The 14,381-nt window shown below is 64.7% G+C and carries 13 protein-coding genes, 2 tRNA genes and 1 pseudogene; 8 read left to right on the top strand and 8 right to left on the bottom strand.

The genetic code is table 11. From position 1 onward, the window contains the following. Window positions 1–96 precede the first annotated feature (96 nt). Window positions 97–672, top strand: coding sequence for a cysteine hydrolase family protein (locus tag BM348_RS08870; RefSeq protein WP_092904114.1), 576 nt, complete (start codon window positions 97–99; stop codon window positions 670–672). Between the two features lie 24 nt (window positions 673–696). Here the strand turns inward: BM348_RS08870 and BM348_RS08865 are convergent, their stop codons facing one another. Beyond that, a complete protein-coding gene (locus tag BM348_RS08865; protein ID WP_092904112.1) occupies window positions 697–1,614 on the bottom strand; it encodes a cation diffusion facilitator family transporter in 918 nt (305 codons plus the stop codon). 233 nt (window positions 1,615–1,847) lie between these two features. Here BM348_RS08865 and BM348_RS08860 point away from each other — a divergent pair, with 233 nt between their 5' ends. Further along, window positions 1,848–2,642 carry an NAD+ synthase gene (locus BM348_RS08860; protein ID WP_092904110.1) on the top strand — a complete coding sequence of 265 codons (795 nt, stop codon included), beginning with the start codon at window positions 1,848–1,850 and terminating at the stop codon, window positions 2,640–2,642. A 27-nt stretch (window positions 2,643–2,669) separates the two neighbouring features. Here BM348_RS08860 and BM348_RS08855 read toward each other — a convergent pair whose 3' ends face one another. Then, window positions 2,670–3,371, bottom strand: coding sequence for an enoyl-CoA hydratase/isomerase family protein (locus BM348_RS08855; RefSeq protein WP_092904108.1), 702 nt, complete (start codon window positions 3,369–3,371; stop codon window positions 2,670–2,672). 60 nt (window positions 3,372–3,431) lie between these two features. Between BM348_RS08855 and BM348_RS08850 the strand changes: the two genes are divergently transcribed. From BM348_RS08850 to BM348_RS08840, 3 genes are all read left to right on the top strand, one after another. Continuing rightward, entirely contained in the window at window positions 3,432–4,097 is a 666-nt protein-coding gene (locus BM348_RS08850; RefSeq protein ID WP_092904106.1) for a DUF7114 family protein, read from the top strand. Window positions 4,098–4,192: 95 nt separating this feature from the next. Beyond that, a tRNA-Thr gene (locus BM348_RS08845) sits at window positions 4,193–4,264 on the top strand. Between the two features lie 198 nt (window positions 4,265–4,462). Next, a complete protein-coding gene (locus BM348_RS08840) occupies window positions 4,463–5,368 on the top strand; it encodes a universal stress protein (protein WP_092904104.1) in 906 nt (301 codons plus the stop codon). A 189-nt stretch (window positions 5,369–5,557) separates the two neighbouring features. Here the strand turns inward: BM348_RS08840 and BM348_RS08835 are convergent, their stop codons facing one another. Next, window positions 5,558–6,670: a S1C family serine protease gene (locus BM348_RS08835; RefSeq protein ID WP_092904102.1), complete on the bottom strand. Its 1,113-nt coding sequence runs from the start codon at window positions 6,668–6,670 to the stop codon at window positions 5,558–5,560. Between the two features lie 251 nt (window positions 6,671–6,921). Here BM348_RS08835 and BM348_RS08825 point away from each other — a divergent pair, with 251 nt between their 5' ends. From BM348_RS08825 to BM348_RS08815, 3 genes are all read left to right on the top strand, one after another. Then, on the top strand, window positions 6,922–7,911 hold the full coding sequence (locus BM348_RS08825) for a metallophosphoesterase family protein (protein ID WP_092904098.1): 990 nt from the start codon (window positions 6,922–6,924) through the stop codon (window positions 7,909–7,911). A gap of 130 nt (window positions 7,912–8,041) precedes the next feature. Next, a complete protein-coding gene (locus BM348_RS08820) occupies window positions 8,042–9,766 on the top strand; it encodes a thiamine pyrophosphate-binding protein (protein ID WP_092904096.1) in 1,725 nt (574 codons plus the stop codon). Window positions 9,767–9,895: 129 nt separating this feature from the next. Further along, window positions 9,896–10,243 (top strand): hypothetical protein, encoded by a 348-nt coding sequence (locus tag BM348_RS08815; RefSeq protein WP_139231169.1) that lies wholly within the window; start codon window positions 9,896–9,898, stop codon window positions 10,241–10,243. A gap of 312 nt (window positions 10,244–10,555) precedes the next feature. Here BM348_RS08815 and BM348_RS08810 read toward each other — a convergent pair. The 5 genes and pseudogenes from BM348_RS08810 to BM348_RS08790 all read right to left on the bottom strand — a co-directional run. Beyond that, window positions 10,556–11,017 (bottom strand): annotated as a pseudogene (locus BM348_RS08810) (helix-turn-helix domain-containing protein); the annotation flags it as partial. 681 nt (window positions 11,018–11,698) lie between these two features. Beyond that, window positions 11,699–11,989 (bottom strand): DUF7563 family protein, encoded by a 291-nt coding sequence (locus tag BM348_RS08805; protein ID WP_245779423.1) that lies wholly within the window; start codon window positions 11,987–11,989, stop codon window positions 11,699–11,701. Between the two features lie 186 nt (window positions 11,990–12,175). Next, a tRNA-Ile gene (locus BM348_RS08800) sits at window positions 12,176–12,283 on the bottom strand. Between the two features lie 63 nt (window positions 12,284–12,346). Beyond that, window positions 12,347–13,246, bottom strand: coding sequence for a PGF-CTERM sorting domain-containing protein (locus tag BM348_RS08795; RefSeq protein WP_245779422.1), 900 nt, complete (start codon window positions 13,244–13,246; stop codon window positions 12,347–12,349). A 164-nt stretch (window positions 13,247–13,410) separates the two neighbouring features. Continuing rightward, window positions 13,411–14,313 carry a DUF7283 family protein gene (locus tag BM348_RS08790; protein WP_092904088.1) on the bottom strand — a complete coding sequence of 301 codons (903 nt, stop codon included), beginning with the start codon at window positions 14,311–14,313 and terminating at the stop codon, window positions 13,411–13,413. Window positions 14,314–14,381: the final 68 nt, after the last annotated feature.

The following is a 14,381-nucleotide window of genomic DNA, read 5'->3' as shown; positions in this document are numbered from 1 at the left end:
ACGCCACGCAGCGAACGCTCAAGGGGATCCAGCGCTTGGCCGTACCCGGCCTGAGAGACCACGAACGCTTTGAGGATCGTTCGCGTAGACTCGCGTATGCACCTCGAGCCAGACAGCACCGCGGTCGTCGTGGTCGACATGCAAAACGGCTTCTGTCACCCCGACGGATCGCTGTACGCACCGGGGAGCGAAACGGTCATCGAACCGATTACCGAACTGGTCTCGCGCGCTCGAACGGCGGGGGCACAGATCGTCTACACGCGCGACATCCACCCGCCCGAGCAGTTCGCGGACGCCCACTACTACGACGAGTTCGAACAGTGGGGCGAACACGTCGTCGAAGGAACGTGGGACGCCGAACTCGTCGACGAACTCGCGGTCGAATCGGACGATCACGTCGTCGAAAAGCACACCTACGACGCGTTCTACCAGACCGAACTCGAGGGCTGGTTAAACGCCCGCGGCATCGACGATTTGGTGCTCTGTGGAACGCTCGCGAACGTCTGCGTTCTGCATACCGGGGGCAGCGCGGGGCTTCGGGACTTTCGGCCGATCATGGTCGAAGACTGCATCGGCGCAATCGAAGCCGACCACCGGGAGTACGCCCTCGAGCACGCCGACTGGCTCTTTGGCGAACTCGTCGAGCGCGAGGATCTCGAGTTCGACGGATAAGCAGCCGTCTCCGTCCTCGGTCCTTCAGGTCCCGTTGGCGTGCCACCGATCCGGCTGATCCTTCCACTCGCCGATTCCCGACGGATCGAGGTGGACGTGCGCGTCCCCGACGTCCTCCAAGTCCCGGAGATCGTCGACGAGCGCCGACTCGATGTCGTGGGCCTCCCGAAACGGCATGTTGCCGTCGACCTCGACGTGGACCTCGACCTCGAGGACGGTGCCGTCGTAGTAGACGGTCAGGTCGTGGACGCCCTCGACGTCGGGATGGGCGCGCAGGGTGTCCGCGATCTGCGCGCGCTGTGTCGGCGTCGCCGCCGCGCCGACGAGATAGTCGAGGTTTTCGCGACCGATGCTGACGCCCTGAGAGATAACGAGGACGCTGACGAGGGCGCCGGCGAGCGGGTCGAGGATCGGAGCACCGAAGAAGACCCCGGCGACGCCCACGAGGGCGGCGATCGAGGTGTAGATGTCGTTGAGACAGTCCACCGCCAGCGCCGTAAGCGCCGTCGATCCGATGTCGGCGTTGACGTACTCCGTGTACCGATAGACGAGGTACATGTCGGCGATGGCGAACGCGAGCGCGCCGAACAAGAGGAGTCGCGCCGCCGGCGGATCGGGATCGAGAAGTCCCTGGGCGGATTCGGAGAGCAACAGCAACCCGAGCAGCGCGATCACCGCGCCGACGAAAATCGCTGTCAGCGGCTCGATCCGCTCGTGGCCGTGCGGGTGGCTGTCGTCCGGCCCGTCGAACGCGGTGCGCCCCCAGACGAGGACGACGACGCTCGCGACCAAATCGGCGACCGAGTGGGCGGCGTCGGCGATCAACGCGACGCTCCCGAAAGCCAGTCCCGCAGCGCCTTCGACGACGATCTTTACGGCGTTGCCGAGAACGTTCGCCCACGAAGCGCGCGCGAACCCGCGTCGATTCGAGTCGCCGTCCATACGAGAATTAGAGCGAGTCTAAACTTGGGTCTTTCCGTTCCGAGCGCGAGCGCGGTACCGTCGGCCAGTCCACGAATACGGGTCATCCGACAGCGGTCTCGCGTATAGAGGGGCAGAGTTCGTCTGGCTTCGTTCGTCCGCTCACGACACGGTTCGTCGTCGAAAATCGGACGATCATACACTTTTTCTCCGCGAGGGCAGCCTATTAAGCGGTACCCGCCATAGACGAACCCATGATCGACCTTCGCTTTTCGGAGGCGGAACTGGCGCGACGGCGCGAACACATCCAGTCGTTCATCCGCGACGCCGTCAACGCCGCCGGAGCCGACGGCGCGGTCCTCGGGCTTTCGGGTGGCATCGACAGCACGACCGTCGCGAACCTCGCCGTCGCGGAACTCGGTGCGAAGCGGGTGCACGGGCTCGTTCTCCCTGCTCGAGTTAGCAGCGAGGAGAACATGAGCGACGCCGAGCGCGTCGCGGTCGATCTGGACATCCCCTACGACGTGATCGAGGTCGAACCGATCGTCGACGCGTTGCTTTCGGCTTACCCCGAGGCCGAGGGCGACCACGTCGCCGTCGGCAACGCGCGAGCGCGGACGCGAGCGGTACTGAACTACCTCGTCGCCAACCACGAGGATCGACTCGTGCTCGGCACCGGCAACCGAAGCGAGGCCGCCGTCGGCTACTTCACGAAGTACGGCGACGGCGCCGTCGACTGCCACCCGATCGGGAACCTCTACAAACAGCAGGTGCGACAGGTCGCGAGCAGCCTCGGCGTGCCGGACGATCTGGTCGAAAAAACGCCCACGGCGGGGCTCTGGGCGGACCAGACCGACGAGTCGGAACTCGGCATCGACTACGATACGCTCGATTCGATTCTGGTAAGCCACATCGACGGCCCGCTCTCGGCGAGGGCGACGAGCCGATTGCTCGAGGTCGACGAGGAGACGGTCGATCGGGTTCGATCGATGTACGAAGCCAGCGAGCACAAGCGGAACGCGCCACCGGCACCCGAACCGCTCGAGTGAACGCCAGTCCGCGGGGGAGCGGTCGGCTTACTCCTCGAGTAGCGCTCGGACGTCCGCCGCGTGGGCCTCGAGCAAGTCGCCGAACGCCTCGGCTTCCGCCCGCTCCTGGGCCGCTCGCTCGCGGTCGTCGCGAATCCGGCGCTTGAGGACGGCGAGCGCGTCGGGAGCGTTGGCGGCCAGTTCCTCGGCGACGGTCCACGGATCAGCCTCGATGCGAGAGAGCAGGCCGACCCGACGGGCCTCTTCGGCGTCGAGTACGCGCCCCGAGAGCGCGAACTCGAGGGCGTCGCCCTCGCCGAGAACTCGTGGGAGTCGAACGGTCCCGCCCCAGGCGCCGAACAGTCCGAACGTGACGCCGGGTTCCCCCAGCGTCGCCGCCGGCGTCCCGACGCGGACGTCACAGGCGAGCGCCAGCTCGAGGCCGCCGCCCCGAACGGGGCCATCGATCCCCGCGACGACGACGCTTTCGGCGTCCTCGAGGGTTCGGGCGACGCGCTGGCCCCGGCGGGCGAACGCCACCGCCCGCTCGCGGTCGAGGTCGGCGACGGCCGAGAGATCGGCGCCCGCACAGAACGCGGGACCCGCCCCCTCGAGGTAGATAACCGGTTCCTCGGCGGCTTTGATCGCTGACTCGAGGTCCTCGAGCGCGTCGGTCGTCAACGCGTTGCGCGCGTCCGGCCTGTCGAAGGTCACACGCCGGATCTGTCCGTCGGATTCGGAGCGAATCATGGCTCGAGTCAGCCGTCCGTTTCCAAAGGTCTTTGGCTGCCCCGTCGTAACCTTCTCTTAATGGATAGGGCCGACAACTGTCGGCGTGCCGCCCGCGATGCAGTCTCGGACGTCGAGCCACCACGGTTGTACGATTTCGTCGAAGAGACGCTCGAAGACGCGTCGATGCTCCCCGGCGTTTTCACGCTCGAGAGCGCCCGCGAACTCGAGCCGGAGAACGACCTCGAGGGGCTCGACCGCCACGCCGCCGGCGTCCAGTTGATCTACGAGGGACTCCGGCTGACGCGAACGCTCGCCCACGAGGATCCGTGGGCCCAACGCGACGGCGAGGAGGGCGAGGGCGGCGACCTCGAGATACTCGCCGCCGACATTCTCGTCGCCCGCGGGTTCTACCTGCTCGCGCGCACCGACGCCGCCGGCAAAGCCGTCAGAACCGTCCAGGAGTTCGGCCGGAACGAGACCAGAGCGGCCGCGGACGGCGACGGCGACACCGTTGGCTCGCTCGAGCGAGACGTCCTCGAACTCGCGGCGCTGGCCGGCGCGTCCGCCGTCGGAACGACGCCCACGCCGGCGCTGCTCGAGACCGCGACGGAGATCGCCGACGCTGCGGGGTCGACGTTCCCACCCGTCGCGGACGTGTTCCCGACACGCGACCTCGAGCCCGCCGATGCGACCCCCGAGGACGGCCACAGCGTCGATCGGGCGACCTCGGCGACGGATTCGTAGTGAGCTGGGGCGTGTGGTGACTCGAGTGAACCGTACCCACGCCCTGCGTCGAATCGAAACGCATAAAGACGGCTCGCATCAACCAGTATATGCGTGCCTGGGTAGCTTAGCGGTAAAGCGCGTCCTTGGTAAGGACGAGAGCCCGGATTCAAATTCCGGCCTAGGCTCTTTCTGCCGCACACGCTTTGTACCCGCGTGGTAGTCGCTACTGGCTACAGAATACATCATGTTCAACGCAGTCAAGATTTCGTATCCCGGCGAGCAGACGCGTGAGTGTATCTATTCATTCAATTAGTTACCCGTTCTCCAAATGTATTTTAAATTTTATAGGAAGCTATTCGGTCGTTCGCCGCGTTCTCTCGAGTATGTCCCAGCCACCAGCGACCAGTCCGGTTCTCGTCGCGGTTGGTGACCCGTCGCACGTCGAGCAACTGGTCCGGACGGCTGGCGATCTCGCCAGAGTCGCGGGCCGCGTCGTCAGGATCGTTTCGGTCACCGTCAAACCGCCCAGTTCGCCGTTCTCGCTGTACACCGACGAGACGATCGTCGAGGAGTATCCCGGGAACAGCCGGGAGATCCTCGAGCGGGCGCTCGAGGTCGCGCCCGACGACGTGGCGGTCGAAAGCGAGGTGGTCGTGGCTCGCTCGGCCGTCGACGGGATCACCACCGCGGTCGCGGAGTCGGAGGCGAGCGCGCTCGTCGTCGGGTGGCGAGACCGCCGCGGTCGGACGGACGCCGTGCTCGGGACGACGGTCGATCAGCTGTTAGAGCGCGTCTCGTGTGATCTGTACGTCGAACGGATCGGCCACGAGGCCGACGGCGTCGACTCGATTCTCCTGCCGGTTGCGGGCGGCCCGCACGTCGAACCGGCCTGTAGAGTGGCGGCCGCCATCGCAGCGCCGAACGATGCGACCGTCTCCGTGCTCTCGGTCGCGCCGACGGACCACGGATCGGGGTCCGCTCGAGAGTACGTCGCCGAGGCGGAACTCGCGCTCGAGAACGCTGGCGGGTCGACCGTTCGAATCGAATCGAAGGTCGAACGGGGGGCGGCGGAAACGGATCCCGCGGACGCGATCGTCGACCGGGCGGCGGCTCACGACGTCCTCGTGTTCGGTGCGACTCGACAGGGCGCGCTCCACCGTCGTCTCGTGGGATCGATCCCGCGGGCGGTCGTCCGACGAACCGATCGGACGATCATCCTCTGTCGGGCCGGCGACGCGGTCGCGGGGCCGATCCTCCGACAGCTCAGGGGGCTCCTGTCGCCGTCGTAACCGGGCTCGAAGGGACACTCGTACCCGCCGCTCGTCTCGTCTTTCCTACTGGTTCCGTCGTTTCCCCAGACTGTCCGTTGCTTTCCCCACCGGCTCTGTCGCTTTCCCCAGACTGTCCGTTGTTTTCCCTCACCAGCTCTGTCGCTTTCCCCAGACTGTCAATCGGTTTCCCACCCGATTCCGTCTCTCTCACGAGTCGTCTCGAGCCGCGAGCGTCACCTCGAGTTCGATCCGCTCGCCGTCTCGAACGACCGTAATGTCGATCGTTTCGCCGGGTGACGTCTCGAGCGCGAGCCGCGCGGAGAGGGCGTCCTGGTTCGGGACCGCCTCGCCCGCTAGCTCGACGATGACGTCGCCGCCGACGGGAACGGCCTCGCCGTCGACGACTGTCGTTCCGTCCGCGGCCTCGAGAACGCCGTCGGCGGGAGAGTCCGGCACCGTTTCGACGACGAGGACGCCGCCCGGTTCGTCGATGTCGTTGGCCTGAGCGATTCGCGGCGACAGCGGAACGACGCTGACTCCGAGGAACGGGTGTTCGTAGGTGCCGTCCTCGATCAGCGCGGGACCGACCCGCTCGAGGAGCGCCGCCGAAATCGCGAGGCCGATGTTCAGCCCGGGTCCGGCCCCCGCCGAGACGACGCCGACGACGTCCGCTCCCTCGAGCGTGACGAGCGGGCCGCCGCTGTTCCCCGGATTGACCGGCGCGTCCGTCTGGATCGCTGCGGGGATGGTAACCCCCGTGGGGCTCGGAAGCGATCGATTGACGCCGCTGACGATGCCGTGGGAGACCGAGGCGTCGAGACCGAGCGGATTGCCGAGCGCGACCACTTGCCGTCCGATCTCGGGGATCGTGTCGGCCACAGTCAAGCTCTCGGCGTACTCGGGCAACCCCTCGGGCTCGAGCACCGCGAGGTCGCTGTAGGGGTCGGTTCCGACGACGCTCGCCGAGCGCCAGTCCTCCTCGACGAACTGCACGTCAAGCTCGTCGGCGGTGGCGACGACGTGCTCGTTCGTCACGATATACTCGTCCTCGTAAACGAACCCGGACCCGATACCGCCCCCCTGCTCGTCTCCCGAAACCCGGACCAGCACTAACCCGTCTCTCGTCTGCTCGTAGAGCGCCGTGTACGGGCTTTCTTCGGTCGCGTCCGCTCCGTCGGTCGGTTGTTGATTACTGTCCTGGCCGCTCGAGGATCCGCCGTCGTCCTGAGCGGCACCGCTCAGGCTGGCGACGCTCCCGGTCGCGACCGCGCTGCCGACCAGTCCCAACACCGTCCGCCGCGTCGTTCGTTGGTTCCGCATAGTCGCCCGTCCACTACGAACGGGTTAAAACGCCGTCCAGCGGGATTGACCGGTTCGACACCTGATTACTCCGCGATCCGGCCACTCGCATCTCGATCGCGTCTCGTTTTTCGGTCGGTACTTGTGTCCTACTCGGATCTCTCGTCTCGATCGATTTTCGTGTCCCGGTCGGCTCTCGCGTCCCGATTCGAGTTTCCACTGCGACGCGCGTGTGAGCTTTACCCGCTTCGAGCCCGTTGTGCAGTTCGCCGATGGATCGACCCCACTCCGGCCAACTGCTTGCACGCCTCGAGCGACCGACGACGCCGACGCCGACGACGCTGGCCGTTCTCTCCGACGTTCACCTCGCGACGGACGCCGCCGGCACGTGGAAGGTGTTCCACCGAACGGAGCGTCACCTTCAAGCCGCGGTTTCTGGGGTGAACGACCGACAAATCGACGGCGTGGTCGTCGCGGGCGATCTCTCGCGCGACGGCACGCCCGAACAGTTCGACCGGTTCGACGAACTCGCCGAGTTCGACCCACCGATGGTCGCGGTGCCCGGCAACCACGACCTGCCGACGGCGTTCGACGATCACCGGTCGGCGTCGATCGCTTCCTTCGAGGAGCGATACACGCCCGGCGGACTGCCGTTTCGAATCCGATTCGGCGGGCTCGAGGTGATCGGACTCAACAGCCACGCCGCCGCCCCGGACGCTCCCGCGAAGACCTGGGACGGACAGGTCAGCGCCGAGCAGCTGATGTGGCTCGACGAGACGCTGGCCGACAGCGACGTCGACGCGACGATCGTCACCGTCCACCACAACCTCCCGGCGACGGGCGACCTGTACGAGCGCTACCGTGCCGAGTTGCCGGTCGGCGGCACGGTTCCCGGCTTTTCGAACCCGGAGCCGCTGGTCGAACTGCTCGCGTCCTACGACGTCCCGCTGGTGGTCACCGGCCACCTGCACTTCCCGGCCATCGAGCGGACCGGCGGCGTGCGCGAACTCACGGTGCCCGCGGTCTCGTCGTTCCCCCATTCTATGCTGCTCCTCGAGATAGACGCGCGCGGAACGGTCGTTCGTTCCGTTCCGCTGACCGACGGCGACGGGATGGTCGAATCGATCGCCCACGGCTACGAAAAGGACCGCGTCCTGCTGTCGGCCGCCCAGCAGGCGACGTTTCCGCTCGTCGACGAACTCGAGTCGGCGCACGACGCCGAGCGGGACCCGCAGCCGACGGATCGCGTGGATCACTCGTAGGCGGAGAGCCGGTCACCTCCCCGCCGAGCACGAGCGCGTGAACGCCGTGGGTCCTCTCGTCGGTGTAGCCCGTCTCGAGCGAATCGACCCCGGCAGAGTTCCTAAGTGATCCGTTCTCGAGACTGTACCTATGCACGTCAGTCGCGCCGTCGTCGATCGGCTGGTCGAAAACGGGATCGACACCGTCTTCGGCATCCCGGGCAAGCAGACGCTCCCGCTGAACGAGGCGATCGACGAACGGGACGATATTCGGTTCGTGATGGCCAGACACGAGACCGCAGTCTCCCAGGAGGCGTGGGGATACGCGGAGGCGAGCGGCGACCCCGCCGCGACCGTCGTCGTCCCTGGCCCCGGGGACATGAACGCGATGAACGGGCTGAAAAACGCGCTCAACGACTGTACGCCTCTGGTTCATTTCGCGGTCGAGACGAGCCCCGAACTCAGGGGCGGCGACCCGATCCACGAGACGCCGCCGGACACCTACGACAACGTCGTCAAAGCGAACGTGCTGGTCGAACGGCCGGAGAGTACCGCGGTCGTCGTCGAGGAGGCCATCGCGACCGCGACGACCCCGCCCTACGGTCCCGTCCGGGTCGGCATCCCGAAACCGTTTCTGCCGAAAGACGTCCCGGTCGCGACGCCCGGCGAGTACACTCGTACCCACCTCGAGAGCGTTTCTCGATCGGATCTCGAGGCCGCAGCGACCGCGCTCGCAGCGAGCGAATCGACGGTCGTCTACGCCGGCGGCGGCGTTCGAACCGCCGACGCGAGCGACGAACTCGACCGCGTCGCCCGCCTCCTCGACGCGCCGATCGTCACCAGCTACAAGGGGAAAGGCGTCGTCCCCGACGATTCGGCGCTCTCGGCGGGAACGCTCTCTGCGAGCGCCCCACCGGAACTTCTCGAGTGTCTCGCGACGGCGGAGGCGGCGCTCGCGGTCGGGACGGACCTCGACGCGGTCGCGACGCGAGCGTGGCAAGTCGAGTTCCCCGAGACGATCGTCCACGTCACGATCGACCCCGCCGACCTCGGGAACGGCTACGAGCCGACGGTGGGAATCGTCGCCGACGCGGCGGAGACGCTTTCGAAACTGGGTGACCTGCTCGAGGAAGGTGACGGAGTCGATGCTAGCGGGGAAACGGCGAGCGACAGCGTCGATGCCGGCGAAGGGATGGCGACCGCGAGCGGCCGCGGACCCGAACGCGCGGCGGCGGTCCGGGCGGCGGCCGACGACCGACTCGAGGAGCTTCGCGGATCGTCCCCACCGCTGACCTCCGTGGGCGTCCTTGAGGCCGTCAGAGCCGCCACTCCGCGAGACGCCATCGTAACCGCCGACGCGGGCGGATTTCGCGTCTGGGGGCTCACGGCGTTCGACGCTTACGGGCCGCGGTCGTACGTCAACCCCGGCTCGTGGGCCTCGATGGGAACGGCTCTCCCCGCCGGGATCGGTGCCCAACTCTCGAACCCGACCGAAGACGTCGTCGTTCTCGTCGGCGACGGCGGACTCATGATGTGCGTGCACGAACTCCACACCGCCGTCGCCGAGGACCTTCCGATCACCGTCGTCGTGGCCCGAAACGAAGATTACGCGCTCATCAGCGAGGAAGCCGGTCGAGCCTATGACCTTGAGGACGGCGCGTACGCCTGGGCCGACGCCCCCATCGATTTCGTCTCGCTCGCGGACAGTTTCGGCATGGCCGGGTGGCGCGCGCGAACGCCCGACGAGATCCGACAGGTGCTCGAAGAAGCGATCGCCGCGGACGAACCGACGCTCCTCGAGGTGCCGACGGATCCGAGGGAACCGCAAGCGGGCGAGTGGATGGCAGAGGTCGACACCGGTTCAGAACAGCGGTAATCGAAACACACCGATCGTCTCCACACGTGCGCGACAGGCATTCCTATGTGTCTACGATGGCACTCCACACGTCTACGATGGCCGATCCACAACGAAACACCGAAAGTGTTTCAGTTGCACGTCGAATCTATGCATCGAAGGTCGTACCTGCGCGGAGTCGTTGCCACTGGGGGAATCGTCAGCCTCGCGGGTTGTACGGAGCTATTGGGTCCGGATCCGTCGATCGAGAACGTCGATGGGGACCAATCGATCTCGGGGGCGTTCTCCGGGACGATGGATATCGAAGTCCTCGTCGAAAACGGCGGTCGCAGCGGTGACGTCCAGATCACGATCACGTTCGAGGACGACGAGGGGACCGTCGTCGGTCGCGAAACCCGTGAGATAACGATAGACTCGAACGAATCCCGCCGCGTGACAGTTTCCGTCGACGTTCCGGGGGACGCCGACGTCTACACCGTCGAAGCCGATGCTGCCTGAACGCGAAGCCTTCGTTCGTACTTCTCTCCCAGTCACTAGTTCCCGTCGAGTAGCTCCTACCAGCACTCAATACGTCCGCTTTACAGGTCGTACACCACAGGCTCGAGGGGGTTTCGCCCGCCCACTATAGAGTGTACACGGTTCAGAATTAGTTGCTCGAGGATTGCATTCGTTCGTTCCCGACCGTTCTCCGACCCGGTGACCGCTGTCGGGTTGGCCAGCGGTCGGAACTCTTCGAAGGCCCTGACTCTCCGTCGATCGTCAGGATGGAGTCCACCTGCCACTACGTCCCGGCCCGTCGTCTGTCGACCGCTCGTCGCTTTTCGGGGCTTCCGTCTCCCGCGCTGGTTCGTATCGGAGCCCCGCCTCTTTCATCAGTCGTCGGCAACTCGGGATCGAATAGGCGACATCGTACCGCTCCTCGAGATGCCGCTGTACGAGGTCGGGATGCCAGGCTGCCGCGTCGTAGTCGGCCGCCGTCGGCGGGTCCTGCAGTGTGCGCTCGAACCGCTCGCGTTGCTCCTCGGTCAGCTTCCGCGGTCGACCGGACCGCCGGCCGTCGGTGACGGCCTGCGCGAGCGAATCCGACTCGAGGCGCTTGAGCCAGCTATAGATCGTCCGCCGCTCGACGTCGTACCACTCGGCTAACTCCGTCTGTGTCACGCCGTTTTTGTACGCGATCGCCGCGAGCAACCGCATCGTCGGTTTCTTCCCCTCGACTTCCTCGAGCGCCCGCTGGAGGTCCTCAAGTGAGAGTTCGTCCAGATGATCCATTGGAACGTCCTACTCGACGTGGGAAGTAAATTCTACGGGTGCTTGGCGACTTCGGATGTTTCCTCTCGTATAACTCACTATATCCACGATTCCGCCGCTCGCCGTCGTCTTTCGACGGGTAGCGTCGATGGGCGCTTTTGGCCTTCGGCTCCTGCGCTCGTTCTTTGTAGGCTGTAAGCGGTCGTCATCCCTCGAGACTGATCGCGCGGTGCTTCGAACCTTCTGATCGTCTCTCGAGCGTCGGCACGGACGTATCCGGTATTGTCGAGGTACTCGAGTTCGGGAACGATTTGGATGACAGCGGCTTCGGCGTTCTCGCTTCCGCGTTTCGCGGAGACTCACACCTGGGAGCTCACTGCGACCCCCTTCGTTTCGCGTAGAACTCTCAGACTGTGAGAAATCCTGATCTGTAGCCGTCTGTAGTGACTGGTATAGTGAACAGGACCAGGACCTGGTAAACGGAAATCGATAACAATATATCCACTAATCGAGATTGCATTGACGAACTGGGTGAACAGTATGACACAGCACAAGCGTATCGTCGGTGTCTGTGAGTGCTGCGGGTCAGTGTATGCCGCAAAAGTGCTCTCGTCGGGACGAATTCGCCCGATTGGACGGGACCAGTGCTCCTGTGGAAGCAAGGGGTTCCAACCGCTCGAGTGATCGGTCCCGTTCGAGGCGTTACCGCTCACCGTTCTCACCTCCGTCAGTCGCGATGGCTCGAGATTCGACGAGCGACCGAACGTTCGATGATAGCTGATCTATCGGAACGCCGAACCGGTCGGGTTGCTCGAGCGGATCGACATCGTCGAGGTCTTCCCCAGCTGCACTCCCTTCGCCGAGTCGGCGAATCGTATCGCAGTCCAGACAGCGGTGAGCGCGGTCGTCGCGATCGGCGTATCCACAACGGGACTCCGGGGTGAGTGACTCTCGGACGTGAGACTGCGCTGTTCGTTTTGATCCGTTCCCCACCGCATCATGCTCGCCACCCCCGTTTTCGGCTTCTAATTTCTCAGGAGGGGGACCACCCGGAACCGGTAGCTGGTTGGTTCAGGTTCAAATACCCGGTTCCTCGAGGTCGAAAAAGGACGTTTCGGGGCGCTTAATTCCCCGGTACCAGCCGAATCGGTATCGGCCACTCTTCGGATTGTTGTCGAGTGGGCCCTGACGGATTCGAACCATCGACCACTCGGTATCCCTCAAACCCGGCACGTTACCGGCGCTTGTTATGAGCCGAGCGCTCTAACCAGACTGAGCTAAGGGCCCTCGTGTCATCGATAACAGGGGGTGAAGTTAACCCTTACTCTTGGCTTGTGATCCGGGACAGCATTACCGACGGCGTCGCACCAGCACGATCGCTACGAGCGCGGCGATAGCGGTCAGGATACCGAAGCCGGGTATCGTCTCGGCGGCAGTGTCACCATCGTCATTATCGTCGGTATCGCCATCGATCGAACTGTTCGTCGAGTCGCCGCTCGAGTCGGTGTTTTCGGGGTCGTCTACATTGCCGTCAGCGTCGTCGAGTTGCAACACGACCACGACCTGTCCGTGGGAGCCGCCCGGGTAGTACGTCCAGCCGCCGCCGGCTTCTTCGTACGATTCGGCGTCATCTATCGGGTCGACGTCCGCGTCCCAGGCTTCGTTTTCCTGTTGGATGTAGCCGACGACGTCGACGTCGTCGGCGTGTTCGCCCGTGACGTTCGCCTCGCCGTATTCGACCGATCCGTCCTCGGGTAGTCCGTGGATTTCCATGCAGTGACTGTCGAGGTAGCCGTCACCCTTTATCAGGTCCGGCGAGTCACCGAACTGGTCGGCATCAAGCGGTCGTTCGTAGTGCTCGGTCAGGGGGTACTCGACCGTGAACGGGTCGGCTGAGGTGTGCCAGTCGAGCGATTCGCCGGTTGGCACTTTGACGGTCGTATTGGGAATGCTCTGGCCGTCGACGACCTCGCCGGCCTCGTTGACCATCGTGACGCAGATCTTTCCGGATCCGTCGCCGAGATACGGACTGCGGTACTTATCGCGCGGGTTGATATAGCTCACCCAGTCGTTCTCCGGGTCGGCCGCCTCGAAATACTCGTCGTCTCGGTCTGGAACCGGTTGCTTGTAGGCTTCTTCTGAAACGTTCTCGGTCGCCGCATCCTGCTGTATGGCCGCCGTACCAGTCGCTGCCGCACTTGGGCCTGCGAACGCGGCAATCCCGCCGATACAGCCGGCTATGATCAGCATACAGGTGGCGATCTGTACTGTCTGTTTCCCTGGTTTCGGGACGTGTATCGTAGACATGCGTAGGGAGGTATGGATCCGCCTCGATCGCGAGGAACGTTTCCACGACAGTTTCGTTCACGATCACCGTTGTAGATATGATGTCGTTACCAGCCGGTAGGCGGCGGTTACGCGTCGACGAGCGTGACGTGATAGCGTCCAGTTCGGTCGTTTTGCTCCACCCACTCCAGATCGTCGGTGGTATCGATACGTCCCTCAGGTTCGTCGCAGACGGCCACTTTCTCGCCGTGATCGGCACGTGTGATCGTTTCGTGACACACGTGCTGCCCGCCGGCTCGCACGTCGATATCGAACGGGTAGTGAATCTGATTGTGCGGGCCATCGTCGGTATGGAGGGAATATCGATGACCTCCCACTCCCTCGTCGACTTTCACGTGTTGTGTTTCGGTTTGTGGCTCGTCTTTGCCCCAGTGCGTCCCCGTCGTGCTAATCGCAATCTGGGTCTCCGTATTGCCCTCGTAGAGGAACTCCATGCTTCGGGTCGTGTCCCCCATCCCCCACTCCTCCGGTTCGACCGAGACGTCGACCGACGGCGACACGACGCCCACCGTTCGAGTTCGTAACTCACTATCCGCCGGAACCCACTCCCCCGAATTGCTCGCGTTGGCAGCCGCGAGATCCTCGAAAAACGCCGTGGTTGCTGCAATGTCAGGATCCTCGAGTTCGTCGCTGTACTCGACCCCGAACGGCGTTCCGGCCGTAACGTTCTCGAGTCGCTCGTTACCCATCACCGGAACCACGGTCCCGTACGCGAGAGTCGCTCGACTCATTCCGTGCTCGTTTCGGAGCGCGACCGTCGGCCCGTGGACTTTCAGCGCAGTCGCGTCGTGTTCGTAGACCGAATTCGCCTCGTAGGTAGCACCCGCGGTGCGTTCGATGGTGTTCGCCGCCTCGGCGGCATCTGGCGGCGGCCCGGTCGGAAGGCCGAGAACGATCCCGGTAACCGCGACGCTGAGGATGCTGAGCGCCAGCCAGACGTACCACGCGTCCGCGGGAGCCTCGAGATCCATACCGGTTCTGGCCGACCGTTCGTACTTAAACTCTCAGGCGACTCGAGTCCGTACGTTCGCGAAAATGC

Source organism: Halostagnicola kamekurae (assembly GCF_900116205.1).
In the GTDB taxonomy this organism is placed as follows: domain Archaea; phylum Halobacteriota; class Halobacteria; order Halobacteriales; family Natrialbaceae; genus Halostagnicola; species Halostagnicola kamekurae.
The sequence above is the reverse complement of the archived record's forward strand: the minus strand, read 5'-3'. Positions and strand labels throughout refer to the sequence as shown.